Here is a 25,995-nt window from a genome sequence, read left to right on the forward strand (position 1 = left end):
GCCGCTGCTCCAGTCATGGAGTAGCGGCTTCTGTGTTTTACGTAGGTCCATGCTTCCTCTGCCGAGAAGAAATTGGCCGGCTCCCAGCCTAAATAGTATTTTTCGGGTGAAGTTGAAGACTGGCTTGGGGGTTGATTCGTAGAGAGTTATATTTCGTATATCCGTGCAGATACTTTAAACGGCTACTCCATGAGACTCCAGTACACTTTTATCCTGTTGGGGGTGCTGCTGACCCGCATGGGCCATGGGCAAAGTTTGCCGGCGGTCTATCTGAACGACCGGGATGAGGCCACCGTGCCTGACAGTGCTACGCACTACCGGATTGTGGACCGCAAAAATGAATTATTGGGCACCTATGCCATGCGTGAGTATGCGCTGTCGGGTACGCTGCTGCTAAAAGGCACACTCTCTTCCATTGACCCCCCCGTGCGCAATGGCTTGCTTACCTGGTACCACCCAACCGGGAGCAAGGCTGCCCAGGTGCACTACCACGACGATGAGGCGGAGGGCCTGTACGTAGGCTGGTACGAAGACGGCCGCGTAAGCCAGCGTGGTGACTATACCGATGGGCAGCGGGTAGGTCGTTGGATTACTGTTCACCGCAACGGACAGAAACGCTCGGAAGGCCGCTATAACAACGGAAGGCCGGTGGGGGAGTGGCGCTACTATTACGATACGGGCGAGCTAAGCGCCATTGAAATGCCTGACCGCCATGGCAAGCCCTTGGCCCTGGCTTTTTTCAATAAGGATGGCTCTCCGTATATGGGCCGGGTCCGGACGCGGGAGCTACCACACTTTCCGGGAGGAGATGCGGCCCTACTGAACTATGTAGTTCGCAACACTACGTACCCCCGCAACATTCGCCGGAAGGGAATTACCGGCAATGTGTATGTAAGCTACACCGTGGGTGAAGATGGGCACGTGAGCCAGGTGCGCGTGGTGCAGGGCTTGGCCCCCGATGCCGACCAGGAGGCCCGGCGGGTGGTGGCCAGCCTGCCGCCCTTTGAGCCGGGTCGGGAGTACAATCTTCCTACCGCCATGACGTTCACCATCCCCATCTATTTCGCCCCAAACTTTTCCCTGGCCTCAGGCCTGAAACCCCCGCAGGTGCCGCCCTCCGAAGCCCGGGCGGCGGCTCCCGAAGCAGTTGAGTAAGTAGGTGAGCAGGGAAACGAGTAAGCAGGCCACGGCAAAAATTAACGGAGCGTATTAAACTCAGCCGGGTGTATGGCCTCTTACCGACAAATGCTTTCCTAACTGTAACCCGCTACTTCCATGAAAACCTCCGCCTTAATTGCCGCCTTCGCCCTGAGCGTGCTAACCAGTGTATCGGCTGCGGCCCAGGTGGCTCCCCGCCGTCCCGACCAGGCCCGCATCCGCCAGGGAGTACGCTCCGGCCAGTTGACCCCAGCCGAAGCAGCCCGCGCCCAAAAGCAACAAGCCGATGCCCGTCAGGCCCGGCAGGCAGCTCGGGCCGATGGAGTAGTAACGCCCACCGAGCGGAAAGTGGTCCGCCATGAGGAGCGCCAGGCCGACCGGGTATTGTACCGGCAAAAGCACGACGGCCAGACCCGCGTAGTGCGCTAACCCCTGCCCCGAACTAATACGCTAGAACGCAAAAGCGCCCCGGTCTGCCAGCAGACCGGGGCGCTTTTGCGTATGACAGGGTAATGCTTAGGCTGTAACCTGCGCGTCCAGCTTCTGAGCCAGCACGTGCTTCGGCACGGCACCTACCTGCTTATCCACTACTTGGCCATTCTTGAACACCAGCAGCGTGGGGATGCTGCGGATGCCGAATTTGGCGGAAGTCTGGGGGTTAGAGTCAACGTCAACTTTGCCGATAACGGCTTTGCCTTCGTATTCGCCGGCCAGCTCTTCTACTACCGGGCCTACCATGCGGCAGGGGCCGCACCATTCGGCCCAAAAGTCTACCAGTACCGGCTTATCGGAGTTGATGATCTGGTCGAAGTTAGCATCGGTAATTTCGATGGCTTTATGTCCCATAATTGTAGGGTTTTTGATGAAATGAGTCTGTACGCTTGTCTGAGCACCTTGTACGTACAAGCGGGCCGCAAGGTAGCAGATTGCGTTCCAACAAGCAGCGCGCCGGAAAGTTCACTTCGGCCAGAGTGGCAGAAGTCTGGCTGAGTCAACGCAGTTGCCCGCTACTGTTGGCTCGGGCAGGCCAACAATAGCGGGCGGTATTCGGCACACGGTATCAGGTTACGAGTGATAAGCCCGGGCGTACTCCTGCGCCCGGTTGCGTAGCTTATAAAACACATAGAGGTTGAAGAAGTGCATGCCGCCCAGAATCAGAATGATGGTCCCGATTTTGATGCTGAGCGTTTCCACGCTGTCCTGGTAGCTGGTTACGGCCTCCGTGGTGCGCAGCGTGAGCGTAGCGTAGCCGATGTTGACCAGGTAAAAGCCCGTCAGCAGCAGCTTGTTCACGGAGTCGGCCAGCTGCTCATTGCCGTGAAAAATATCGACCAGAAACAGCCGGCCGTTCTTGAACAGCGTGCGGGCCACCCAAATGGTCAGCAGCACCGTAACGGGCAAATACACTCCGTAAACCAGCAGATAGTAGTTCATGACGTTGAAGGGTTTGAGGGTGAATGAAAAGTGATAAGGTGAAAAGTGAATGGGGACAGGTAAAGGCGCTTTGCGGCAGGAGTTGGGGCGGTTTTGCTGATAGCTTCAGTTGGTACCGGAGTCTGGTTTTAGGGCAGGTAAGCCGCGGAATCTATCTGCGGGAGTAAATCGGCTACTGCTTGCTGGCAGCTAGAGAAGCGGAACCGGAAACCGGCGTTCAGCAGCCGTTGCGGCACTACTTTGCGGCTTTTCAGGATCAGCTCGGTTTCAGTGCGCAGCAGGAAGGCCCCGATTTCCAGCAGCCACTGCGGCTGAGGCAAGTGCCAGCGCGGGCGGTAGTGCCGGTCGAGCAAGCCCATAAGTGTGGCGTTGGGCAGCGGCTCCGGAGCGCACAGGTTGAACGCGCCTTCCAGCGTCGGCCGGGCCACCAGAAACTCCACGGCCCGGCAGAAATCCGCTATGTGCAGCCAGCTCACCCATTGTTGCCCGGTGCCCTGGGGCGTACTCAGGCCCCAGCGGGCCAGCCGTGCCAGTACGGGCAGCGCCCCACCATCGGCGCCCAGCACAATGGCCGTGCGCAGCGCCACGCGCCGCGTGTGGGGCACGGTTGCCAGGTTGAACTCGGCTTCCCACTTCTGGGCTACCATCTCCGAAAAGCCCCGCCCGATGCGGCCGGCGGCTTCTGTGTTGGCCGGGGCCGCGCCGGTGGTGTCTTCGTAAATGGTAGCGGTGGAGGAGTTCAGCCACAGGGCGGGCGGGTTTAGGCACTGCGCCACGGCTTCGCCCAGTACCCGGGTGCTTTCAGTACGGCTGCGCACAATAGCGTACTTGTTGGCGGCGTAGTAGCGGCAATCCACCGATTTGCCGGCCAGGTTAATGAGCACTGCCGCCCCTTCCAGCTTGCTGGCCCAGGGCCCCAGCGTGCGGCCGTTCCAGGCTACTTCCCCAAATCGTTTGGCACGACGGGTAAGCGTGAGCACCTCGTAGCCCAATTGCCGGAAGTGCCGGGCCAAGTGCCGCCCCAGAAAGCCGTTGCCGCCAGCCAGAATCATCAAGGGTTGGTTCATAAGAGTGATATTAAAGGTGAATGATTCAAATACTATTAATTTGAAACTTTCAATAATTATTGAAATATGATAGCAAAAAAATAAGCACTTGCTATTATCGTCGGCTCATAAGCTTCATAAAGGTGCTCACAAACCAATTTTCATCAGCTTTGATGAGCGTGGCAGCGGCCCTATCCGCGAAGTCGGCGAAGCTCTGGATGTTACCGATCATCTGGGTAAAGGCCTGGGTTTCCTCCGGCGTAGCAGTAGGGGAAGGCTCTACCTGCCGGACTTCGCCCAACACACGCATGATGGGGGCCAGCTCCCGCTTGTGGCGCTCCTGCAGAATGAGCGTAGCCACCCGGTGAATGTCTTTTTCCGCCGAGAAGAACTCCCGCCGCTCCCCCGGCCGTAGCTCCTTGCGCACGAGGCCCCAATCCATGAGGGCGCGCACGTTCATGTTGGCATTGCCCCGGGAAATCTGCAGCTGCTCCATAATATCCTCGGTGCTCAGGGCCCCGGCCGACACCAACAACAAGGCGTGCACCTGCGCCATCGTCCGGCTCACGCCCCAAGCCGAGCCTAGGGTGCCCCAGCCTTCAATGAACTTGCTTTTGGCCTCGTCGAGTTGCATGGTTCAAATGTAGCAGAGTATTTCAAACTTTCAATAAAAATTGAAAGAATCTTTTTAAGATATTTCCTGTACAGGCTGATTAGTGCATATACGCTCTATAGCCTTGGTGCCATCTTCGGCTATGTAACATAAGTAATCATCAAAGCCACCGTACACTCGCCCTGCACCATCCATAAACAGAAGTAAATGATTGGAAAACGCTGTTCCAATAACGCAAAATTGTGAGTGACCAATCCGCCGGGCATAGTCCTCCTGAATCCAACTGACATCAACTCCGGCACTGGCATCACAAGCGTGAGTGTTCAGCGTATCTGACCCGCCCTCGTCTTGCTTGAATTTTATCGTTAAGTCGCCAAACTCTCCAAGGAATGCTGCTACCTCAGGAAACCAGCTGTATCTTTCATAGAAAGAAAGATACGCGCGGTATTTAAGGGTCAAAACCTTACGTCCAGCGTGCCAGCCAGCTTTCCGTAAGCAATCTTCTGTAAGAGGCGAGAACCTGCAACCTAGGGCACTATTCGGAATTTCCTGCATGATTGGCGAAAATGAAAACGAGGCGGATATTGCTTCTGAAGATAGAAGATATCCGCCTCGTTCAGCTTATTTCCCGCGCTAGCCTAAATCAACTGGCAGGCTTCAATCTCCATTTCGCGCATCTTGCGGATGAACTCCTTAGGCTCGATGCGGTAGCGGCGGGAGTAGGTGTCCACGGTGAGGTGCTCGTGGGGCTCAGCAAACTTGATTTCCAGCTTTTTGGAGCCGGCGCAGCCTTCCACGGCTTCCATGAAACGGTCCATGAATGGCTCCGTGATGGTGCGCAGATCCAACTGTACCCGCACGCCGTTGGCCAGTTTCTCGGCCACGTTGAACAGCGGCTCCATGGTTAGAATCTTGAACTCGAACTGGTCGGAGTCGCGGAAACGCTGGGCGTACTTGCCGCGGATGTACATGGGCGGCACCTGCTCCTTATCGTAGTTGCGGGGGTTGATGAGGTTGCTGAAGCGCGAGTAGTCGTCGCGGAACAAAGCCAGGTTCAGTGATGACTCGTAGTCTTCCACGCTGAACGACACGAAGGGCTGGCCGGTCTTGGTGGTTTTGAACATGACGTTGGAAATCAGGCCGGCTACCGTTACCTCGCGGTTTTTGTAGTTCTCCACCTTGTCCAGCCCGCAGGTGCAGTAAGAGTCGATTTCCAGCTTAAAGTCGTCGAGCGGGTGGCCCGAGAGGTAGAAGCCTACCACTTCCTTCTCGCGGCGCAGCAGCTCGGTGGCGGGCCAAGGCTCCATATCCTGCACTTTGGGCAGGGGCATGGCTACGGCCCCGAAGGCCCCGCCGCCAAACAGGCTCTGCTGGGCGGAGTCCTGGTCGGCCTGGTACTGCTGGCCCATTTTTACGGCCTTATCGATGAGGTTCTGGTCGCCCGAGGGCGCTTCCACGAACTGGCGGCGGTGGTAGCGCTCAAACGAATCAAACGCCCCCGACAGGGCCAGGCTTTCAAACGTCTTTTTGTTCACGGCGCGCAGGTTCACGCGCTTCGAGAAGTCGAAAATATCGGTGTAGGGGCCTTTTTTGTCCCGCTCGGCCACAATGCTTTCAATGGCGGCCTCGCCCGCGCCCTTCACGGCGGCCATGCCGAAGCGGATCTGGCCCTTCTCGTTTACGTTGAACTTGAGGATGGATTCGTTCACGTCAGGGCCGAGTACGGGCACACCCTGACGGCGGGCTTCCTCAATGAAGAAGGTCACCTTCTTGATATCCGACATGTTGTTGGTGAGCACGGCAGCCATGTACTCAGCGGGGTAGTTAGCTTTCAGATAACCAGTCTGATACGCTACCACCGAGTAGGCGGCGGAGTGGGAGCGGTTGAAGCCGTAGGCCGCAAACTTCTCCATCACGTCGAACACCTCGTTGGCCTTTTTGGGCTTGATGCCGTGCAGCTTCTCGGCGCCCTCGCAGAATTTCTCCCGTTCCTGGGCCATCTTCTTCATGTCCTTCTTGCCCATGGCCCGGCGCAGCAAGTCGGCACCGCCCAGGGAGTAGCCAGCCAGAATCTGGGCGGCCTGCATGATCTGCTCTTGGTACACCATGATGCCCTGGGAGTAGTTCAGGATGGGTTCCAGCAACTCGTGCGGGTATTCAATTTCCTCGCGGCCGTGCTTACGGTTGATGAAGTTCGGGATGAACTGCATGGGGCCCGGCCGGTACAGGGCGTTCATGGCAATCAGGTCCTCAATGTTGGTGGGCTTGAGGTCCTTGAGGTACATGCGCATCCCTTCCGACTCGAACTGGAACGTGCCGATGGTGTCGCCGCGCTGGTAGAGCTCGTAGGTTTTGGGGTCGTCGAGCGGGATGTCATCGATGTTGATTTCGACGCCGTGGTTTTTCTTGATGAGCTCCAGGGCATCGACGATAATCGTCAGCGTCTTCAGCCCCAGGAAGTCCATCTTGAGCATCCCGGCGGCCTCAATCACCTTGCCATCGAACTGCGTCACCAGCAGGTCCGAGTCCTTGGAGGTGGACACGGGGATGTACTTGGTGATGTCGTCGGGGGCGATGATGACGCCGGCGGCGTGGATACCGGTGTTGCGCACCGAGCCTTCCAGCTTGTGGGCCAGGCGCAGAATGTGGCCGCGCAGGTTGTCGGGGGCCGTGTCGCGGACGATATAATCCAGCTCGGGGTTTTCGGCAAAGGCCCCGGCCAGGGTGGTACCGGGCTTCTCGGGCACCATCTTGGCCAGCTCGTTGGTCTGGGGCAGGGGCAGCTCCATGGCCCGGGCCACGTCCTTGATGCTGGACTTGGCGGCCATCGTACCGAAGGTGATAATCTGGGCCACCTGGGTTTTGCCGTACTTGTCCACCACGTAGTCAATCACCCGCTGGCGGTTCACGTCGTCAAAGTCGATGTCAATATCGGGCATGGACACGCGCTCCGGGTTCAGGAAACGCTCGAACAGCAGGCTGTACTTGATGGGGTCGATGTTGGTGATACCCACGCAGTAGGCCACGGCCGAACCCGCCGCCGAGCCCCGGCCCGGACCCACGGCCACGCCCATATCCCGGCCTTTGTTGATGAAGTCCTGGGTGATGAGGAAGTAGCCCGCAAACCCCATCGTCTGGATGATGCGCAGCTCGTAATCCAGTCGCTCCTCAATTTCGGGCGTGCGCTCGGCGTAGCGCGGCGGCTTGGTCATCGTGACGATACCCTTACCGGCCGAGGGCCCGAACGCGCCCACGTAGGTCAGCTCGCGCAGGAATTCATCGGCATTAGCAAAGGCCGGCGGAATGGGGAAGTTGGGGAGCAGAATGTCGCGCGCCAGCTTGGGCGGCGTGATTTTATCAACGATTTCGTTGGTGTTGTCCAGGCTTTCGGGCACGTCCCGGAACAGCTGGCCCATTTCCTCCTGGCTCTTGAAGTAGAACTGGTCGTTGGGGAAACCGAAGCGGGAGCGGGGCCGGGGCATCTGGGCTTCCTCGTCGATGCGCATGAGCTGGCGGCGCACCTGGTCGTCGGACGAGGCGAGGGGGCGCAGGTTGTCGAGGTGGTCGTAGAGCACCTTGTTGTCGCCGGAAACCAGCCGGAAATACTTGGTCTGGAAGTCGCCCACCGGAATGCTGTGCTCCTCGCCGGTGTTCACGCACAACAGCAAATCGTGGGGCGCAAAGTCCTCCTGGTTGACGTAGTGCGAGTCGTTGGTGCAGATGACCTTGACGTTATACTTCTGGGCCCACTTCAGCAGAATCTGGTTGAGGTCCTCCTGGCTTTTGCCGGTGTTGTCGATGTTCTCGATGCCGTGGCGCTGGATTTCGATGTAGTAATCCTCGCCAAATACATCCAGCCACCACCGCAGCTGCTTCTCGGCTTCTTCCTCGGTTTTCCAGAGCAGCGCCTGCGGAATTTCGGCTCCAATGCAGCAGCTGGTGGCAATCAGGCCCTCGTGGTACTGCAGCAGCAGCTCCTTGTCAATACGGGGGTACTTGCTGTACACGCCCTCGATGAAGCTCATGGAGCAGAGCTTGGCCAGGTTCTGGTAGCCGGCCTGGTCCTTGGCCAGCAGCAACTGGTGGTGACGCACGTCCCGCTCGCCCTTTTCCCGGCTGAAGCTTTTCTTGTGCCGGTCCTCCACCAGATAAAACTCGCAGCCTACAATGGGCTTCACGTTGTACTTATTGGCCTCGGCCACAAAGTTGAAGGCCCCGAACATATTGCCGTGGTCGGTGAGGGCTACGGCCGGCATACCATCGGCCTGGGCCTTCTTCATCAGGGCCGAAATGCTGGCCTGACCATCAAGCAGAGAATATTGGGTGTGGCAGTGCAGGTGCGAGAATACGGGCATGGGCAGGCAGCTCCGCGCCGTTAGGGCCCGAAGCGGACAGTAAAGTTACCCACGAATCTGCGGCCGGGAAAGATTGCGCGACAAGGGATTTTGGCGTACTATCAAAGAATACGGGCGACTATATAGCCGCCCGTAGCAGGTGTAGCAACCATACTTGCTGCCACCTCAAGTAATGGGCAGGTGGGTAGATGGCAGGAAGTTATCGGCTACCCTCTACCACCAATACTTCCCCAATCTTCACCGACGGCTCAGCCTTAGCATTCCACTGCTGGAGCTGGGCGGGGGTGGTGTTGTACTGGCGGGCAATGCTGAACAACGTTTCGCCTTTCTGTACGGTATGGCGCTGACCGGATGGGCTGGCTTTGGGAGCCGCCGCGGCCTTGGCAACGGACACTACCGCCGGCTTAGCAGTAGCCGGCGCCAAGCTGGTAGTGCGCGGCTGGACTTTAGGCTTGGCAGTAGCCGGCGCGGCGGGCATAGAGATGGTGCCCATCGGGGCGGGGGCCGGGGCTTTGGCTGCTACGGGCTTGGCCGTGCCCATGAAGCCGGAGGCGTGCAGCCGCTCGGCCGCGGCTTGCAGTTCGGGCGTTTTGGCGGCCCGGGCATCAAACCCCTGGTACTGGGGGCTGCGCAGCAAGGTGTTCAGCTCTACCTGCCAGGGCTGCTGGCGAAGCCGCTGGGCCAGCCGCTGCTGCTGCTCGCGGGGTAGGCTGGCGGTGTAGCGGCTGAGGCGCTGGTTCAGGACCGGAATTTCTACCAGCGCCGCATCTACCAGCTGCACAGCTTTGGCGTCGTTGGGCTCAAAGTAAATGGCCCGGAGCCGCCGGACGCTGGTTTCCACTAAGCCCGACATTACCCGCACCGAATCTTCGGAGAGGGCTGGTGTTGGGACTATGGTAGCAGGCTGCCCGGAGGTTTGTTGGGCCTGGGTAGTAAAGGAAGCCAATGTACCGACTGTCAGCAGCAGGGGCGCAACAAGGAAACGCATCGGAGAAGCCGAAATGAACGAATGGAAACTACTTGGCCGGTTTGATCAGCAGCACTTCCCCGGGCTTTACCGAGAAATCAGGCTTGCTATTCCACTCCATAATCTGCTTGATGGTGACGCCGTACTTGCGCGACACGCTGTACATCGTTTCACCGGTTTGCACCGTGTGCTTCACCTCGGCCGGGGCCGCAACAGGAGCTGATAGGGCCGGTTTAGCAGTGGCCGGAGTAGGCTTGGCAGTAGTAGCCGGAGCGGGCAGGGGCGCGGCCATTGTATCGGGAGCCGTTAGGCGCAGCACCTGCCCAATGCGCAGGGCTGGCTGCTGCGGCAGGTTGTTCCAGAGCACAATGTCGGCGGGGCGCAGGCCGAAGCGGCGGGCTACGGAGTAAAGGTTTTCCTTAGGCTGAACCGTATGCAGGCCACTGACCGGAACAGGTTCTACGGCTGTTGGCGGTGCTACCGGGGCGGGCGTAACGGGGGCTGCCGGGCGCGGAGCCGGCGTAGCAACCGGCGCCGGGGTGGGCGTAGCGGGAACTGCCGGGCGCGTTACAGGGGGAGTTGGGTTGATGCGCGGAGCCGGAGCAACAGGCTGAGTAGAAGGGCTGGCAACTGGTTCTGCTTCCGCCGACTCTGTTTCCGCTGGCTCGTCTGCAATTGGGGCGGCGGCGGGCAAGGGCTTTTTGGGGAGCGGGGAGGCAGGTTTAGGAGTGGCAGCGGGAGCAGGTATGGTTGCCGGCTGCGCAGGAGCCGGGGGCAGTTCATTCAAATTCTCGGTGTGCTCATCGGTGGCACTATCGGGCTGCACTACCGTTGTGGAGGTATCTTCCTCCACGGCATCCTCCAGAATGCGGCTGGAGTTGGCCGTGCCACCCATGTAGGGCTCGGTATCATCCTGCTTCTTTTTCTTGGTCGGAGGTACGGCAAGCCCACCTTCCGGGGTGGCTGGGGAGGCTCCTACGGGTTTCTCGAAGGCAGCCAGGGCCGCGGGGTTGCTGCCGTCGGCGTACTCTACGGGTACATTCTTGGGGCGAGTGTGCTGCAGCCACAGTACACGGCCGGGCCGTAGCTCCTCATTGCGGGCCATGCGGTTTTTGCTCCAGATGGCTTTGGCCCGGATACCGTACTTCTGCGAAATAGTAACAACACTCTCGCCGGGCTGGGCCGCATGATACTCCACGGCAGCTTTGTCGCGCTTCTTCTGCACAAAGTAAGGCTGGCCGGCGGTGATATTGTCAAACGCGAACAGGTCGTTGAACTGCATGAACTTGCGCAGCTTCACGCCGGCCCGCTTGGCCAGGCTTTCCTTGGTGTCGCCGGGCAGCGCAACCACCGCCTTTAGCCCATTCACGCGCACAAAATCAGCGTTTTCGGGGTCGGCGGTAGGTTGGTTGAGGAGCTGGCCGGCGGTGGCGTTTTTTTGCTGGGCGGCCAAGGCAGTAAGCTGCAACGGGTCCGTAATGGGTACCAGCATGGTATACACCCGGTCGGTGGGCACGATGGGGGCCAGCAGCCAGCGGTTGTATTTGGCCAGTTCCTCGGGGTTCTGCTGCATAGCCTGGGCCATTACGCTCAGTGGCCGGCCGGCCGGAGCCGGAAATTCCTGCAGCAGCAGCGGGGGCTTGGTGTTCAGGCCAATGGCGGGCTCAAAGGCAATTTTGTGGGCCAGAAAGGTGAGAATGTAGGGGTGAGTCTTTTCCGAAATTTCCATTTCGGTGGCTCCGGCATCGGTGGGCAGGGTGTAGGGCTTGGTGCCGGTGAGGCCCAGGTTGTAGCTGAGCAGAGCGTTGGCCCAGTTGCGCAGCGTTTTGTTGTTGCGCAGCAGGTACTGCGCCGCAGCTTTCGAAGAAGCCGTAATGTGCTTCCGCTCGTCAATGGCTTCGTTCATCAGCAGCCCAAAATCCTGGGCCGACTCCCGCTTGAACTGCCAGTAGCCCACGGCATCGTGAATGCTCTGGGCGTCGCCCTGCAAGCCGCTTTCCTGGAGAGCCAGAAAGTGAAAATCCAGGGGCAGGCCTTCCTGCTGAAAAACCCGGTCGATGATGGGGAAATAGGCGTCGGCCAGCACCACCCGGGCCTGGAAGGAGGCGGGGTGACGGCGAAGGGCATCTACCTTTTGCTGAAGGGCAGTGCGGCCGCCTTCGGTGAGGCGCAGGCGCAGGCCCGCTACGCTCAGCTGGGTCGGTACTGGCAGGGTTTGGGCTGCTACCAGCAAGGGCAGCAGCAGTATCACCAGTAGTACTAGTCGTTTCATAAGAGGGAAAAGCAACCAAGCGGAGCCGTAGGATGCGCTGAGTTGCTTTGCCGGCCCCGTTAGACTACAAAATAGAGGAAAAAAAGCCGGCTAATCGGCCATTCCGCTGCAAATACAACAGAATGTCAGAATTCTACCGATTTATTGCTGCTAGCTTCACCCTACATGCCCCCGCCGGGGGGCGGGCCAAAACCACCGGGGCCGCGCCGTTCAGGGCGACCTTCCTCGGAGCTGGGCAGGGCGTCGCTGCGGCCACCTCCCACGAAGCTGCGGATGTTGTAGGTGAACATCAGCATGAAATAGCGCTGCAGAATGTTGGTCTGCACATCCTCGGTATAGGCGGCCGTAATATTGCGCTGGATGCTGTTATTCTGGCCCAGCAAATCGAAGGCGTAAAGCTTGAGTTCGGCCTGCTGCTTCGGCCCCAGCTTCTTGCCCAGGGAGGCATTCCAGAGCACAAAGTTCTGGTTATAGCCCGCCGACAGGCCCGTGTACAGCTGGTGATTGACATCCGACTGCACCGTGAGGCCCTTGGTAATAATCCAGCTGAAACGCAGGGCCGTATTCTGGCGAAAAAACTGGCTGTTGAGCTGCTGGCGCAGGGTGTTGCGCACGTAGCTCTGGCTGGAGTTGCTGCTGAGTGTGAAATCCAGCTGGGGACTGATGTTGCTGCTCAGGGCTACGCCCAGGCCGGCGGTGGGCGTACGGCTGTAGTTCAACTCCCCGAATACAAGGCCCGGCGTCTGGGAGTAGGTACCACTGGCGTTCAGGTTCAGGTTCGACTTGATGAAGGCCAGCGGCAGGCTGTAGTTCAGGAAGGAGCGGAGCGTGTACTGCTGGTTCAGGTTCACGGGCCGGGTCAGCTGCCCGCCGGCCGGGATGGTGATGTTGTCAACCGTCACAGGAGTGGTGCCAGCGTACACGGTGTTATTGGTGATGTAGCTATCCACGTAGGAGCCGCCCAGCAGCGCGAAAAACGAGCGGGACTTCTCGGGCACGGCCGCCGAGTAGCGCAGAAACACGTTGTGGCGGGTTTCCTGGCGCAGGTTGGGGTTGCCGGTGGTCAGCTGCAAGGGGTTGGCGTTGTTCACCACTTCCTGCAGCTGGCTGATGCCGGGCGGGTTGGTGCTGGCCCGGTAGTTCAGGCGCAGGTTCTGCTGCCTGGAGAAGTTGTAGCGCAGCTGGGCATTGGGCAGCACGTTCAGGAAAGTGCGGCGGGTACTGCCCGGGCGCGGAAACTCTTGGTCACTGCGTAACTGGGCGCTTTGCACGGCCGCACCCACGGCCCACTGGAAATCCTTGTCCTGATACCGGTAGGTTACCTCGCCCGAGTTGGTCAGGTACTGGCTCTGGAACACGCTGCTGAGCGTATCGTTGAGGATGGTGTACTGCTGCTCGTTGGGCGAGAAGTTGTAGGTGCGCTTATCGGAGTTGTTGGGCGTGTAACCGAGCGAGTAGGCCAGCTGCAGGATGCTTTTCTGGCCCAGCGGCTCGGTATAGTTCACATTGCCGGTCCAGGCCCAGCCCGTCTGGTCCAGCTCCGAAAACTGATTCAACGTGGTCGTCCGGGGCTGGCTGTTCTGGAAAAAGGTGGTGCTGGACAGCAGGTTGTTGTCGCCGTTCTTGTCGTTGTAGGTAGTATTCAGACCCAGGGAAAACGTGCGGCCCCGGCGCTGAAACCGGTGCCGGTACAGCAGCTGGTTGGCGGCCGTAATGCCGGTGAGGGCCGAGCGGAAGGTGCTGTTGTTGGCACCCTGGTTGAGGTTGCTGGCATCAGACTGCACCTGAAATGTGCTGCCGTCGAGCAGGCTGTTGCCGGTGTTGCGCTGCACCGAGAGGCTGGGCCGCCACAGCAGGGAGTTCAGGGAGTCGAACTTGTGCTCCACCCGCAGGTTGAAGCGGTTGTTGATGTTGCGGCTGGTATTTAAGGATAGTTCATTATAGCGCAAATCCTGGGTCTGGCCGGCCGGGGCCACGTAGCGGCGCAGCAGGTTGGTACGGCTGGTGTTGTCGCTCAGGTTGAAGAAGTAGCTGCCCTGCACCTCTGTTTTCAGGCCCCAGGTATCGGCGTAGTTCAGGCCCAGGGCGTGGGTTTTGCTAATGCCGCCCTGCTGGCTCACCAGAAAGTCGCCGGCGTTGTTGCCGCCGCCCTGACCGCCGAAGTTGCCGCCGCCCCCGCCCACCCGGCCGCCTCCCTGTCCCCGCTGGCCCTGGCCGCCCCCGCCACCCTGGCGTGAGGTGCCCACCACGCCCAGCAAGTCCTCGGTGCCGAAGTTTTGCTCGTTCACGTTGTTGCTCTGGGCCACAATACTCAGCCGCCGCTTGCCCTTGAACACGTTGAGGTTGCCGCTGAGGCGGTACCGGTCGTCCTGGGGGCCGTACCCGGCCAGCACCCGCCCAAACTTGCCATTGCGGAAGCTGGGCTTGGTGACAATGTTGATGGTTTTCTGCTGGTTGCCGTCGTCGAAGCCCGTAAACTGGCTCTGGTCCGAGGACCGGTCGTACACCTGAATCTTGTCGATGACCTCGGCCGGAATGTTCTTGAGCACGGCGTCGGGGTCGTTGCCGAAAAACTCCTTGCCATCTACCAGCACCCGCTGCACCTGCTCGCCCTGGGCCTGTACCTTGCCGGTGCCGGGGTCCACGGTTACGCCGGGCATTTTGGTGATGAGGTCCTGGGCGTTGGCGTCGGGGTTGGTTTTGTAGGAGCCGGCGTTGAACTGGGCCGTGTCGCCCTTTTGCACGGCGGCGGCAGCCTGGCCCACCACTTCCACTCCTTTCAGGGCAATGCCGCCGCCCGCTTGCAGCGTGAGACTACCCAGACTGAGCGGCTGGCCGCTCACCTCTACGGTGCGCCGCAGGTTCTGGTAGCCCAGGAAGGAAACCGAAAGCACATAGCGGCCGGCTGGTACGCCCGATACCGAGAATGAGCCATCCGCTTCCACGGCCGCGCCGCGTTTAGTGGAATCGGGAATTTGAGTGAGCAGCACGTTGGCCCCAATCAGCGGCGACTGGTCTTTGGCGTCCAGCACCCGCCCGCTAACGGTGGTAGTCTGGGCCGCGCCGGCCAACGTGGTCAGCAGCAGCAATAACAGGAGGAAAGGTCTGAGCATTAGTCGGAGTGGATATATCTACAGGGGCAATAGACGCAAAACTGACCGCCGCGTTTAGCTTTTCACTTCTTCGGATCGGGGAAAAAAAGATGAGCCCCCGGAATCACTCTATGAACCGGCTGATTTTATCGAAGTTGTCCAGGAAATACAGTAGCCCGTCATTCCGATAATAAGAAGAATGCCATGCTGTTTACTTAGTAACAACTGTTTATGTTAACTAACTCACCACTATTGACCGCCATGCTGAGTATGTGACGCATCAAGCCAGGGTGCTTATCCGCAGTTGAAGCATCTTCGCTCCGTTTTCATGTTAAGTAATGAGCCCTGTGGTAAACACACTTCGACAAGCGGACGCCAGATGAGGCATGACGTTCCTCCTCCAAAAGCCTCAGCACGCGAGATTCCTCGGCTTCGCTCGGAATGACGTTTTTAGTATTAACCTGAACGTGTTCTATATTTTGCGCACCAAAAATAATCCGTCGCGCAGGGGCAGAAACACGTTTTCCACCCGCTTGTCAGCCTGCACTTTGTCGTTGAAGGCCCGCACTGCCAACGTGTCCTTATCTGAGGGCTTTATAGGGTAACTATCCAGCGCTTTGCCGCCCCACAGCACGTTGTCAATCAGCAGAAAGCCGCCGGGTCGCACCTGGGGCAGCACCAGCTCATAGTACGTGTCGTTGTTAATTTTATCGGCGTCGATGAACACCATGTCCCAGGTTTCAGCTAAGGTGGGCACAATGTCCCGGGCGTTGCCGATGTGCAGCTGAATGCGGGCTTCCTCGCCGGCCTCTTGCACGTAGCGCCGGATGCGGGTTTCCAGTTCGGGGTTCTGCTCCACGGTATGCAGCACGCCATCGGCCGTCATTCCCTCGGCCAGGCACAGGGCCGAATAGCCCGTAAACGTGCCCAGCTCCAGTATCCGCCGCGGCCGGATCATGTGGCTCACCATACTCAGCAGCCGCCCTTGGGCGTGCCCGCTGAGCATACGGGCGTGCAGCAGCTGCACGTGGGTTTCCCGGTTGAGACGGGCCAGTAGCGGGCTTTCCGGGGTGGTGTGATGGTCGGCGTAGCGTTGAGCGTCGTCGGGGGAGTACATGAGGAAATTACGTGAACAGGGTGGCCGGCCGATAAATCCGCCGCCGATGGTAAAGCAAATGAGCCGGGTGCGGCTGATGCGTGGGGGCCACGGTTAGGCGTCCCGTCTCACCTAACAGGCGCCCATCGTCCTGAATGGCCCAGGCCCCTCGGTCGAAGGTAGCGTGGTGATTGGGGCACAGGCAAAGCAGGTTACTGATTTTGTCGGGGCCGTGATGTGCGCCCCCCAACGGACGAATGTGCGCTGCTTCGGCATAGGCTCCGCCCGGCACCGCAAGCCGGGCGCGGCACACTTGGCAGCGGTAATCGTACAGCTGCTTCACCGCGTGCATTACGGTTGTGTCGCGTACCAGCTGCTGTACCAGCCGCAGCCGGCGCGGGGCGGCAGTATAAATCGGTTCCGGTTCCTGCACGGCCGGAGTTTCAGGAGCCGCATCAGCAGGAGCGGAGCGTTGTTCCAGCCTGAACCGCCAGATGCAGTAGCCGGATTTGCCCACCTCCTGGCTGAACTGCGTCACGTAGTACAACCCGGCATACTGGTAAAACGACAGGCTGCCTTCCTGCACTTTGCGGATAACCCGCACCGGCGTTTGCTGAGCAAAGCTCAGGCTCAAGGCCAGGTTGCCGCCGCTCAGCTGCTGGTCGGCTACCTGACGGCCTTCCTGGTTGCCGCCTTCCCCGGTGTACAGGATACAGCTGCCCAGGTCCATGTCGTCCTCGTAGCCGCCGGAAAGCACAATGGCCTCCGCGGGGTGGCTTTTCAGGCTGGATATGCCCTTGTATAAGTCCCGGTGCAGACCGGCGCTTTTCACATCCTGCCGGTTCAGGAACTCGTGGCCGGGAAGAATATCGGGTATAGCACCGAGGTGAACAGGTACCGGTTGATGTCGCATAAATAATAGACTTGCTTATAATTCGAGAGAATCCGGCTCCAGCCGAAATTTCCAGACCAGAAAACCCGACTTGCCGGCCTCATACACGGCATCCACCACGTGGTACAACCCCTCGTAGCGGTAGCCGCTGCCGGTTTCGTCGTTGATTTTGCGGAAGACACGCACGGGCTGGGTTGTTTCCAGGCTGCGGCGCAGCATCAGGTTGCGGCCGGTCATTTCCTGGTTTGTCACCTGCTTGCCGGTGCGCGGGTTGCGGCCGCCACTGCCGGAATAGATGATTTCCTCCTCCCGGAAATCGTCATCCTCGTACTGATCGGCCAGAATAATGGAATCGGCTCCTTCCGCCTCCGAGCCGCTCACGCCCGCGCGCGTGGGCCGGTGCAGCCCCGCCCGACTCAGCGCCAGCCGGTTTTCCAGCACGTCGCCGGGCCGGTAGTAGCTGATGTGGCCGAAGATGGGCATGGGCGGTTAGGGTAGGAGGGTGTGCGGGTGGGAGGGTAGGAGTTGAGGTAGAAAAGCACGTCATGCTGAGCATGTGGTGGAGCCGTAGTCGAAGCATCTCTACTGCTTCGTTGGTACCGGCATTGATTAGCCAGAGGTAGAGATGCTTCGACTACGGCTCCGCCTCCGCTCAGCATGACGTGCTTTTCTCAATTCCTATCCTACCCTCGCACCTTCTTACCCTCACGCCCCACCTTCTCCTCCGGCACGTACTGCAGTACGCTCAGGTTGTCGTCGGTCAGGATTTCGTTGGCCAGCTCCAGCAGTTGCGGGGCGGTGATGCGGCGCACTTGGTCGAAGATTTCGTTGATGCTTTCGACGCGGCCGATGTCGAGGGTGCTTTTGGCCAGCAGCTGCATCAGGCCGCCGTTGCTTTCCTCGGCCATGGCCAGTTGGCCCATGAGCTGCTCCTTGGAGGTGTGCAGCTGGGAGGTGCCCAGGGGCTGCTCCCGCAGCTTCTTCAACTCCTTCTGCACCAGTGTAATCGTGCGGTTTACCTGCTTTTTCTCGGTGCCGAAGTAGATGCCGAACAGCCCCGTATCGGTGTAGGGCGAGTAGGTGGCGTCAATGGTGTACACCAGCCCATATTTCTCGCGCACGGCCAGGTTGAGGCGGGAATTCATGCCGGGGCCGCCCAGCAGGTTGCTGAGCAGGAAAAACGGAATCCGCCGCTCGTCGTGCAGGGCGTAGGCCGGGCCGCCAATGAGGCAGTGCGCCTGCGTGATGGGCTTGTGCTCCAGGCGCTCCAGCCGCTGGTAGCCGCTGAACGGCAGCCGGGGCCGCGCGCCCAGCCGGGCCGGCAGCGGGGCCAGAAACTTATCAGCCAGCCGCTTCACTTCCTTAAATGGCAGGTTGCTTACCGAGCTGAATACCAGCCGGTCGGTGCGTACATTTTCGCGCAGAAACTGGTGGAAATCAGCCTGCTGAAAGCCCGAAACACTCTCGCGGGTACCTAGGATGTTGTGGCCCAGGGAATGACGGGCAAATACCACGTCATCGAAGTCGTCGATGATGGCGTCTTCGGGGGCGTCGTGGTACATGGCCATTTCCTCCAGAATCACGCCGCGCTCCTTCTCAATCTCCTTTTCGGGGAAGATGGAGTTGAAGGTGAGGTCGGTGAGCAATTCGAAGGCCCGCTCAAAATGGGTGCTGAGCAGGGAGGCGTAGAAGCAGATTTTCTCCTTGGTAGTGTAGGCGTTCAGCTCTCCGCCCACAGTTTCGAGGCGGTTGAGGATGTGGAAGCTCTTGCGCTTCTCGGTGCCCTTGAAGGCCATGTGTTCCCAAAAGTGGGCCAGGCCCTGCTGGTGCGGCTTCTCGTCGCGGGAGCCAATATCCAGCAGGAAGCCGCAGTGGGCAATTTTGGTGTGCAGAACTTGTTTATGCAGAACCCGGATGCCGTTGGGCAGCTCGTACAGGTCGTAATCGGACATTGGATGGGGACTTAGGGACATGGGGACTCAGGGGCTTGGCTGTTGCGGCCAATACCCCGGCCCGGCCCGATATAACCACGCAGGGTGGCATGTAGTTGCAAAGGTACGAATGGTGAAATGGTGAATTTGTGAAGTTGTGAAGTTGCCGTTGTAGCAGCCGGATCATTCATCCTGAGTATGCCTGGCATTACGCATGAACAAGTCGTTCCAACGTAGTAAGGTCCTTCGCTCCGCTCAGGATGACAGCCTCATTTTACAAATTCACCACTTCACAAATTCACCACCTCTGCTTCCGCCAGCACAGCCAGCAGCTGCTGGGTGCGGATGCCGTGGGCGCAGCGGAAATGGCCCAACGGGCAGGCTTTATAGCCATGCAGCCCGCAGGGACGGCATTCCAGATCTTTCTCAATTTCCACGATGCGCGAAAATGGGCTCAGCGGGCCGAACCCAAAAAACGGTACCGTGGAGCAGTACACGGCGCATACCGGTGCTCCCACGGCCGAACACAGGTGCATGGGGGCCGAGTCGTTGACGTAGTTGAGCACCGCCCCGCGCATGAGGGCGGCCGAGGCCAGCAGGGAAAGTTTGCCCGACAGATTCACCACGCCCGGCCGCGAGGTGCGCTCCAGCAGCTGCTGGCAGGCAGCCGTATCGGGGGGGCCGCCCAGCAGGTACACGGTATAGTGCGCAGGCAACGCGGCCAGCAGCTGCAGCCACTGCTCCTCCGGGAACTGCTTGGTAAACCACACTGAGGTAGGCGCAATACAGATGTACGGGCCCCCGGCAGCATAGGGCGCGGCGGCGGCTTCATCCGGCGGGGTAGGGTAGAGGCGGGGCGGTACCACCGGGCCCTCGTAGGCGGGGGCAAGCAGGTGCAGGTTGCGTGACACCTCGTGCACGCCTGCCCCGATAACGTGCGGAATGGCGCGCGTAAACCGAAAGGCAAACGGGTTCTTGTCGAATCCAATCCGCTCAGGCGCCCCCGAAAAAGCCGTCAACAGGCCCGTGGACGCAAACCGTTGCAGCGTCACCACCCGGCCGTAGTTGGTCTGCCGAATCTGCTGGAGCAGCTGCCAGAGGCCACCGTATTTGTTGGTTTTCTTATCCCACACCAGCACCCGGCGCACGTGCGGATGGCCCTGCACCAGCCCCTCGTTTCCCTTCCGCACCAGAAAGTCTACTGGCGTGGCAGGTTCCGTTTGGTGCAGGTACTCCAGCAGCGCCGTGGCCAGAATCACGTCGCCGATGAAGGCAGTCTGGATCAGCAGGAGGGCGGGTGGGGCAGCGGATTCGGGCATAGTGCAATATCAGACTACAAAGATACCGGTTCAGCGCAGGTACCCCGCTTTTTTGTCTTATTAATGCCAGGCAGCTGTTTAGAGCTAGGTTCCCTCCCTGAAAGGAGGGACCAGGGGTGGTTGATGCTGCCAGAACAGATTTTAGCGCTAGTTCTCATCATCGTTCAGGAACAATCAACCACCCCTAGCCCCCGCCGCTTGATGCGCGGAATTTTTCAAGGAGGGCAACTAGCTTCTAGCTCTAGGCTGCTGTTCAAGCTGCAACCATCCACCAACCCACCGCGCCTATTCACAACCCGCGTGCTTCTGCCTAACTTGGCCCGGCCGCTTTGGCGGCCTCCGTTTCTGCCACTCAACCCCCGCTGCCCCCATGCGCTACGGCTCTATATCGCCTGACCTGTTTATTGAGAACCGCCGCCGCTTCCGCGAGCAGCTGCCCCCCGCTTCGTTGGCCATCTTCCACTCCAACGACATCATGCCGACCAATGCCGACGGCACCATGGCCTTCCGCCAGAACAACGACCTGTTTTACCTCTCTGGGGTTGATCAGGAGGAGAGCATCCTGGTACTTTTCCCGGATGCGGTGCTGCCTCAATACCGCGAAATCCTGTTTCTGAAGGAAACGAGCGAGCATATTCTGGTGTGGGAGGGCTATAAGCTCACCAAAGACCAGGCCCGGGAGCAGTCGGGCATTCCTACCATTATGTGGCTGGAGTCGTTCAAAAGTGTGCTGCCGGCCCTGATGAACGAGGCCGAAAACGTGTATCTCAACTCCAACGAGCACATCCGGGCCGTGGTAGAGGTAGAAACCCGCGACGCCCGCTTTGTCAAGTGGATCAAGGAGGCCTACCCCTTGCACCAGTACCGCCGTCTGGCCCGCATTATGCACCAGCTGCGTGCCATCAAAAGCCCCGAGGAAATCCGGTTGATGCAACGGGCCGCCGACATCACCGAAAAAGCTTTCCGCCGTCTGTTGGATTTTGTGCGGCCGGGCGTGATGGAATACGAAATCGAAGCCGAAATCTACCACGAGTTCCTGCGCAACGCCTCCCGGGGCCCGGCCTACGGCAGCATCATTGCCTCGGGGGCCAATGCCTGCATCCTGCACTACGTCAGCAACGACCGGGAGTGCCAGGACGGCGACGTGCTGCTGATGGATTTCGGGGCCGAGTTTGCCAACTACGCCGCCGACCTCTCGCGCTCCATTCCTGTAAACGGTACTTTTACCAAGCGCCAGCGCGAGGTGTATGAGGCTGTGCTGCGGGTGATGAAGTTTGCCACCTCGCGCCTGGTGCCCGGGGGAAACATTGAGGAGTATCACGCCGCCGTGGGCCGCCAGATGGAGCAGGAGCTGATTGGGCTGGACTTGCTCAATGCGTCGGATGTACAGAACCAGGACCCCGCTGCTCCGCTCTACAAAAAGTACTTTATGCACGGCACCAGCCATTACCTGGGCCTGGATGTGCACGATGTGGGCTTCAAGTACCGCACCTTCGAGCCAGGCATGGTGTACACCTGTGAGCCGGGTATCTACATCCGGGAGGAGGGGCTGGGCATCCGCCTCGAAAATGACATCCTCATCACCAAAACCGGCCCCGACGACCTGATGAAGAACATTCCGCTGGAAGCCGCCGACATTGAGCGGCTGATGCAGCAACGGTAAGGGGCTGAAAGCCGGAGTAGGCCGCGGTACCCCCCTTTGCTCGAACCCGGGCAAAGGGGGGATATCTTTTTTTGGGAGTTGAGAGAACAGGTTTCAGGGCCGCAAAACCGGGCGGGTATAGCGGGTTTTTGGAGAAGTGTTAAGTATATAACCTATTGAATATGTAATAATTGGCTCAGGTCTGAGGAGGGTGTACAAGTGGAGCGAATAAGCCCAGGACAACTTTATTTCGGCTGGGTAGGTATAGGCGGTAGTCCGAAGCTAGGCTGGTAAAAGGCCTCCTGCTTCCACCCAAGCCATTTCTTCCACCTAATTTCGCCCCATGAGACACCTTTTAGCAACCTCAACGGCCCTGGGTCTGACGCTTCTGGCGGCGGCCCCGCGGGCTCAGGCCCAGACGGCCGACCGGAAGACGGCCATTGGCCTCAACGTAAGCGCCATGCAGTACAAGGGCAACTTTGGCTCCGACTACTGGAAGTTTGGTGAAAACAAGTATGCCCCCGGCATTACCTTCAGCCGCTACCTCACCCCGGGGCTGGATCTGCAGCTGAGCGGCAACTACGTGGAGTTCAAGAAAGATGCTCCGGCGGGCGCGCCGTATTTCGGTAGCAACTTTGCCACCAACGTGGTAAACGTGAACCTGGGCCTGAAATTCAAAGCATTCAAGGAAGAATCCCGGATTCGTCCTTACCTGCTGGCCGCCCCGGGCCTGACGTATACCAGCCGGGAGGGCACCATTAACCGCAATGGGCAGACCCTGCGCACCGACGAGGACAAGAGCTACTTCGACCTGTTTGGGGCGGCTGGTGTTGACTTCCGTTTGGGTGAGGCTGTAACCCTGTTTGTACAGACCGGCCAGCATATTCCCCTCAACGCCAACCTCGACGGAGACCCGGCCCGCGACGATAATAAGTTCGACGACCGGTTTCTGCAGCATACCGTGGGCCTGAACATTGCCCTGGGCAAAGCCAAGGACACGGACGCCGATGGTGTATCGGACCGCAAAGATAAATGCCCCGATACCCCCAGCGGCGTGGCCGTGGATGAAAACGGCTGCCCCCTCGATGGAGATAAGGATGGCGTGCCCGACTACCAGGATCAGTGCCCCACGGAGGCTGGTACTGCCGCTATGCAAGGCTGCCCCGACCGTGACAACGACGGCGTAGCTGATAAAGATGACCAGTGCCCCGACCAGGCCGGCCTGCCCGCACTGCGCGGCTGCCCTGATGCCGACGGTGACGGTATTGCCGACAGCGCCGACAAGTGCCCTGACACGCCTAAAGGCACCCAGGTAGACGCCAACGGCTGCCCGCTGGTAGTTGATGCCGACGGTGATGGTATTCCGGACTCGGCCGATAAGTGCCCCGACACGCCCAAAGGCGCTAAGGTAGATGCCAACGGCTGCCCCATGGAAATTGATCCGGGTGTGCGCAAGCTGGAGCAACCCGTCCGCTTCGAAACCAACAGCACCGTTATCAAGCGCACCTCCTACGGTACGCTCGATAAGATGGTACAGGCCCTGAAAGACCACCCTGAGTATAGCCTGCGCGTAATCGGCCACGCCGATTCCCGTGGTACCGATGAGTACAACCAGGGCCTCTCGGAGCGTCGGGCTGGCTCGGTGAAGCGCTACTTCACTGGCAAGCAGGTGGACCCCGCCCGCGTGGTTACCGAAGGCCGTGGCGAATCGGAGCCGGCTGCGCCGAACACGTCGGCCGCCGGTATGTCGCAGAACCGTCGGGTAGAGTTCAAATTCGAATTCTTCATTCCTTCGGCCCCTCAGCCGTAAGGCGGCGGAGTAACTAACCTTAAAAAGCGGCGTACCATGTGGTGCGCCGCTTTTTTTGCATCATTGCCACTTTCTCACTTCATCCTTTATAGCTACATGAAACTTCGTTCTGCCTCTTTCCTGCTGGGTATGGTGCTGGTGCTGCTGGCCGGCTGCCGGGCCAGCGGACCCGGTACCCCGGCCCGTACCGTGGCTGAGTTTTTTAATAAGTATGAAAACCGCTCGGGTTTTAAGGCCACCGACTGGAATGCTGGTCTGGCTACCCGGTTTATTTTGGGTCGTATTGCCAAAATAGGAGGGGATAATGACGTGAGTCAGGCCCTAACTTCCATCCGCACGGCCCGCATACTTACCTTCACCCCCACCAGCGGCACCGCCCGCGACTTGGTAGCGGAGGGGCTTAATAAGGAAGTGGATGGCTTGCTGGCCAACGAGCGGTATACCCCCCTGGCCACCGTCAACTCCGATATGCCAAACCAACTGCGGTATTCCGTGCGGGAACAGGGAGGCAAAATAACCGAGCTGGTTGCCGTTGGCAAACAGGAAACTACTGACTCCTTCGTGCTGATGGCGGTATCCGGTAGTTTTACCCGCGAGCAGGTAATGGCCCTGAGCAAAGTGCTGCCCAACGTTGTTAGTGGTGTGAACTGATTGCCAGCTCAGTCACTGCCTACCAGAAAAGCCGGCCGCGCAGATGCGCGGCCGGCTTTTCTGGTAGGCAGTGACTGAGCTGGCCCGTTCGTATGCTTAAAACTCCAGGGTATTGAGAAAGAATACGTCCCGGCCGGGGCCCTTTTCGGAGCGCACGTGCTGGTAGCCCACGGCCAGAAACCGACTGCCATACCAGGCCATCAGGTGTTCCTGGGTAGTGTCGCTGGTTTTATCGGTGGGGTTGGCGGTTTGTAGGCTCACCTGCCAGTCGTTGGGCGTGGTGGCGGCGCGGTCTACTATCTTGTAATGAAACTCATCATCCTTCAGGTAAGCAATGGCAATGCGCTGGCCGCCGGGTAGTGGCCGGATGCGCACAGTTTCCTGTAGCTGAGTATGCTCAATTTCCTTAAGGATAAAAGAGTTGTCCCAGAGTAGGTTGCCTTGCCGGTCAAAACCGCAGATGAGGGCGTGGGATGTACGGAATCCTTCGGAGCCGCGGCGGGAGTTATAAAAGTTGTTGTAGCGGGAGGGATACCCAAAGCCGTTGTAGCCACCCAGCCCATAGTTGTAAGGCATACCCCAGTTACCGTAGCTATAGCCCGTGTTGTTGTAGCGCGGATAATACACCTCCGACACCAGCACAAAACCCTCCGGAGTAGGCACCATATCGTGCATCAGAAGCTGGTAATGGTGCCGGAACTGCCGGTCGGAGGCCCGCAGCCGCTCACTGCGCTGACGCATCCGGGCTACCTTGGCCGGCTTCATAAAATCGAAGAAATGCTTCAGGTTCAAGAAATCATAATAGCGCAATGAACGGCGCTGTCCGGTAGGCGTTACGCCGGCCGTGAGGTCGGATGCAAACAAACCCTGGGAGTAGCGTGAGTCGCGGAGAGTATAGGTGCCGGCCAGCAGGCGGGCGGCGCTGTCGCCGGGGCTGAGCTGGGCATCCAGCAGGCCCCGCTCACTACCAGCCTGCACAAACTCGGAACGTAGCAAGCGCCCATCATCGTCCAGCTGCTTCAGCTGCAGGCGCGACTTAAACCCATTGGATTCGCTCAGAATCAGCTCGGCCCGCTTGGTAGCCGAGTCGGCCATAAAGGTAAAGCGGGTGGGCAAGGGCTCGAATACCGAGGGCAGAAACTGAAACTGGGCCGTGTGCAGGTTCAGCAGCAAAATGGTCAGGTGCTGATCTACTACTACCGTCACAAAAAGATTTCCGTCCAACGCCTTCAGCTCGTGAATTTCGCGGGCCCGCTTGGTTTTGAACTCCCCGGTACCCAGCTCGCCGGTGCGTGTATCGTAGGCAGCTACCCATAAGGTGCCGGGTTCAGTGCCACTGAACACGGCGTACACATCGGTGCCCTCAGCGCAGAGCCGCTGAAAATCGTAGCCACGCGGTACCGGAATATCTACTTTGGTACGGGGCTGCAGCGCATGATTAAATTTCTGAAAGAAGTACTCCGTTTTACCCGCCAGGCGCGGGTCACGCTCCACCAGAAGTACCACGCTGCTGTCCTCTACCAGAGGCTGCACCTGTACGTCGCTGCTATAGGTTTCCAGCTCCAGCTCGGCCCGGTAGGACTGGCGTGGCTCTATTTCGGGTTTGGTGAGGGGTTTTTTCTGCGCGTACGCCCCCGCACTACCCACCAGAATGCAAAATAACAGGTACACGTATTTCATAACTCAAACCAAAAGTGCCAAGGCATTCAAGGCATTA

General features: G+C 59.3%; 20 protein-coding genes. 5 read left to right on the plus strand and 15 right to left on the minus strand.

Annotated features, from left to right (window positions below; translation table 11 throughout):
* Positions 1-189: 189 nt before the first annotated feature.
* Together EI290_RS06870 and EI290_RS06875 are read left to right on the plus strand one after the other, a co-directional pair.
* Positions 190-1,155 (plus strand): energy transducer TonB, encoded by a 966-nt coding sequence (locus tag EI290_RS06870; protein ID WP_125428040.1) that lies wholly within the window; start codon positions 190-192, stop codon positions 1,153-1,155.
* A gap of 120 nt (positions 1,156-1,275) precedes the next feature.
* Positions 1,276-1,587 carry a hypothetical protein gene (locus EI290_RS06875; protein ID WP_125428042.1) on the plus strand — a complete coding sequence of 104 codons (312 nt, stop codon included), beginning with the start codon at positions 1,276-1,278 and terminating at the stop codon, positions 1,585-1,587.
* An 87-nt stretch (positions 1,588-1,674) separates the two neighbouring features.
* Here the strand turns inward: EI290_RS06875 and trxA are convergent, their stop codons facing one another.
* The 14 genes from trxA to EI290_RS06945 form a co-directional block, all read right to left on the minus strand.
* Positions 1,675-2,004: a thioredoxin gene (gene trxA / locus EI290_RS06880; protein ID WP_044003005.1), complete on the minus strand. Its 330-nt coding sequence runs from the start codon at positions 2,002-2,004 to the stop codon at positions 1,675-1,677.
* Between the two features lie 219 nt (positions 2,005-2,223).
* Positions 2,224-2,592 carry a hypothetical protein gene (locus EI290_RS06885; RefSeq protein WP_125428044.1) on the minus strand — a complete coding sequence of 123 codons (369 nt, stop codon included), beginning with the start codon at positions 2,590-2,592 and terminating at the stop codon, positions 2,224-2,226.
* A gap of 128 nt (positions 2,593-2,720) precedes the next feature.
* Positions 2,721-3,659, minus strand: coding sequence for a TIGR01777 family oxidoreductase (locus EI290_RS06890; RefSeq protein WP_125428046.1), 939 nt, complete (start codon positions 3,657-3,659; stop codon positions 2,721-2,723).
* 94 nt (positions 3,660-3,753) lie between these two features.
* Positions 3,754-4,272 (minus strand): GbsR/MarR family transcriptional regulator, encoded by a 519-nt coding sequence (locus tag EI290_RS06895; RefSeq protein ID WP_125428048.1) that lies wholly within the window; start codon positions 4,270-4,272, stop codon positions 3,754-3,756.
* 54 nt (positions 4,273-4,326) lie between these two features.
* On the minus strand, positions 4,327-4,806 hold the full coding sequence (locus EI290_RS06900) for an SUKH-3 domain-containing protein (RefSeq protein WP_125428050.1): 480 nt from the start codon (positions 4,804-4,806) through the stop codon (positions 4,327-4,329).
* A gap of 83 nt (positions 4,807-4,889) precedes the next feature.
* Positions 4,890-8,606 carry a DNA polymerase III subunit alpha gene (gene dnaE, locus EI290_RS06905; protein WP_125428052.1) on the minus strand — a complete coding sequence of 1,239 codons (3,717 nt, stop codon included), beginning with the start codon at positions 8,604-8,606 and terminating at the stop codon, positions 4,890-4,892.
* 199 nt (positions 8,607-8,805) lie between these two features.
* The gene (locus tag EI290_RS06910; protein WP_125428054.1) at positions 8,806-9,594 is read right to left on the minus strand and encodes a LysM peptidoglycan-binding domain-containing protein; all 789 of its coding nucleotides are present in this window, start codon (positions 9,592-9,594) and stop codon (positions 8,806-8,808) included.
* A 28-nt stretch (positions 9,595-9,622) separates the two neighbouring features.
* The gene (locus EI290_RS06915) at positions 9,623-11,845 is read right to left on the minus strand and encodes a LysM peptidoglycan-binding domain-containing protein (protein WP_125428056.1); all 2,223 of its coding nucleotides are present in this window, start codon (positions 11,843-11,845) and stop codon (positions 9,623-9,625) included.
* A gap of 161 nt (positions 11,846-12,006) precedes the next feature.
* On the minus strand, positions 12,007-14,958 hold the full coding sequence (locus tag EI290_RS06920) for a TonB-dependent receptor (RefSeq protein WP_125428058.1): 2,952 nt from the start codon (positions 14,956-14,958) through the stop codon (positions 12,007-12,009).
* A gap of 451 nt (positions 14,959-15,409) precedes the next feature.
* Positions 15,410-16,054, minus strand: a complete 645-nt coding sequence (locus EI290_RS06925; protein WP_125428060.1) for an O-methyltransferase — start codon at positions 16,052-16,054, stop codon at positions 15,410-15,412.
* A gap of 7 nt (positions 16,055-16,061) precedes the next feature.
* Positions 16,062-16,946 carry a YDG/SRA domain-containing protein gene (locus tag EI290_RS06930; protein ID WP_125428062.1) on the minus strand — a complete coding sequence of 295 codons (885 nt, stop codon included), beginning with the start codon at positions 16,944-16,946 and terminating at the stop codon, positions 16,062-16,064.
* Positions 16,947-16,961: 15 nt separating this feature from the next.
* On the minus strand, positions 16,962-17,408 hold the full coding sequence (locus EI290_RS06935; RefSeq protein WP_125428064.1) for a YDG/SRA domain-containing protein: 447 nt from the start codon (positions 17,406-17,408) through the stop codon (positions 16,962-16,964).
* A 200-nt stretch (positions 17,409-17,608) separates the two neighbouring features.
* Positions 17,609-18,877 carry a M16 family metallopeptidase gene (locus EI290_RS06940; protein ID WP_125428066.1) on the minus strand — a complete coding sequence of 423 codons (1,269 nt, stop codon included), beginning with the start codon at positions 18,875-18,877 and terminating at the stop codon, positions 17,609-17,611.
* Between the two features lie 269 nt (positions 18,878-19,146).
* Entirely contained in the window at positions 19,147-20,175 is a 1,029-nt protein-coding gene (locus tag EI290_RS06945) for a glycosyltransferase family 9 protein (protein ID WP_125428068.1), read from the minus strand.
* Between the two features lie 370 nt (positions 20,176-20,545).
* Between EI290_RS06945 and EI290_RS06950 the strand changes: the two genes are divergently transcribed.
* From EI290_RS06950 to EI290_RS06960, 3 genes are all read left to right on the plus strand, one after another.
* Positions 20,546-21,838, plus strand: a complete 1,293-nt coding sequence (locus EI290_RS06950) for an aminopeptidase P N-terminal domain-containing protein (RefSeq protein WP_125428070.1) — start codon at positions 20,546-20,548, stop codon at positions 21,836-21,838.
* A gap of 322 nt (positions 21,839-22,160) precedes the next feature.
* Positions 22,161-23,627 (plus strand): OmpA family protein, encoded by a 1,467-nt coding sequence (locus tag EI290_RS22925; RefSeq protein WP_125428072.1) that lies wholly within the window; start codon positions 22,161-22,163, stop codon positions 23,625-23,627.
* 96 nt (positions 23,628-23,723) lie between these two features.
* Positions 23,724-24,278, plus strand: a complete 555-nt coding sequence (locus tag EI290_RS06960) for a DUF4252 domain-containing protein (RefSeq protein WP_185816880.1) — start codon at positions 23,724-23,726, stop codon at positions 24,276-24,278.
* A gap of 96 nt (positions 24,279-24,374) precedes the next feature.
* On the opposite strand, the gene EI290_RS06965 is transcribed toward EI290_RS06960, so the two are convergent.
* On the minus strand, positions 24,375-25,958 hold the full coding sequence (locus tag EI290_RS06965) for a hypothetical protein (RefSeq protein WP_125428076.1): 1,584 nt from the start codon (positions 25,956-25,958) through the stop codon (positions 24,375-24,377).
* Positions 25,959-25,995 lie beyond the last annotated feature (37 nt).

The organism is Hymenobacter metallilatus, from assembly GCF_003944705.1.
GTDB classification, from domain to species: domain Bacteria; phylum Bacteroidota; class Bacteroidia; order Cytophagales; family Hymenobacteraceae; genus Hymenobacter; species Hymenobacter metallilatus.

Coding starts and splice junctions, on each gene's coding strand:
- EI290_RS06870 (WP_125428040.1), top strand. CDS start 190: ATGAGACTCCAGTACACTTTTATCCTGTTGGGGGTGCTGCTGACCCGC.
- EI290_RS06875 (WP_125428042.1), top strand. CDS start 1,276: ATGAAAACCTCCGCCTTAATTGCCGCCTTCGCCCTGAGCGTGCTAACC.
- trxA (WP_044003005.1), bottom strand. CDS start 2,004: ATGGGACATAAAGCCATCGAAATTACCGATGCTAACTTCGACCAGATC.
- EI290_RS06885 (WP_125428044.1), bottom strand. CDS start 2,592: ATGAACTACTATCTGCTGGTTTACGGAGTGTATTTGCCCGTTACGGTG.
- EI290_RS06890 (WP_125428046.1), bottom strand. CDS start 3,659: ATGAACCAACCCTTGATGATTCTGGCTGGCGGCAACGGCTTTCTGGGG.
- EI290_RS06895 (WP_125428048.1), bottom strand. CDS start 4,272: ATGCAACTCGACGAGGCCAAAAGCAAGTTCATTGAAGGCTGGGGCACC.
- EI290_RS06900 (WP_125428050.1), bottom strand. CDS start 4,806: ATGCAGGAAATTCCGAATAGTGCCCTAGGTTGCAGGTTCTCGCCTCTT.
- dnaE (WP_125428052.1), bottom strand. CDS start 8,606: ATGCCCGTATTCTCGCACCTGCACTGCCACACCCAATATTCTCTGCTT.
- EI290_RS06910 (WP_125428054.1), bottom strand. CDS start 9,594: ATGCGTTTCCTTGTTGCGCCCCTGCTGCTGACAGTCGGTACATTGGCT.
- EI290_RS06915 (WP_125428056.1), bottom strand. CDS start 11,845: ATGAAACGACTAGTACTACTGGTGATACTGCTGCTGCCCTTGCTGGTA.
- EI290_RS06920 (WP_125428058.1), bottom strand. CDS start 14,958: ATGCTCAGACCTTTCCTCCTGTTATTGCTGCTGCTGACCACGTTGGCC.
- EI290_RS06925 (WP_125428060.1), bottom strand. CDS start 16,054: ATGTACTCCCCCGACGACGCTCAACGCTACGCCGACCATCACACCACC.
- EI290_RS06930 (WP_125428062.1), bottom strand. CDS start 16,946: ATGCGACATCAACCGGTACCTGTTCACCTCGGTGCTATACCCGATATT.
- EI290_RS06935 (WP_125428064.1), bottom strand. CDS start 17,408: ATGCCCATCTTCGGCCACATCAGCTACTACCGGCCCGGCGACGTGCTG.
- EI290_RS06940 (WP_125428066.1), bottom strand. CDS start 18,877: ATGTCCGATTACGACCTGTACGAGCTGCCCAACGGCATCCGGGTTCTG.
- EI290_RS06945 (WP_125428068.1), bottom strand. CDS start 20,175: ATGCCCGAATCCGCTGCCCCACCCGCCCTCCTGCTGATCCAGACTGCC.
- EI290_RS06950 (WP_125428070.1), top strand. CDS start 20,546: ATGCGCTACGGCTCTATATCGCCTGACCTGTTTATTGAGAACCGCCGC.
- EI290_RS22925 (WP_125428072.1), top strand. CDS start 22,161: ATGAGACACCTTTTAGCAACCTCAACGGCCCTGGGTCTGACGCTTCTG.
- EI290_RS06960 (WP_185816880.1), top strand. CDS start 23,724: ATGAAACTTCGTTCTGCCTCTTTCCTGCTGGGTATGGTGCTGGTGCTG.
- EI290_RS06965 (WP_125428076.1), bottom strand. CDS start 25,958: ATGAAATACGTGTACCTGTTATTTTGCATTCTGGTGGGTAGTGCGGGG.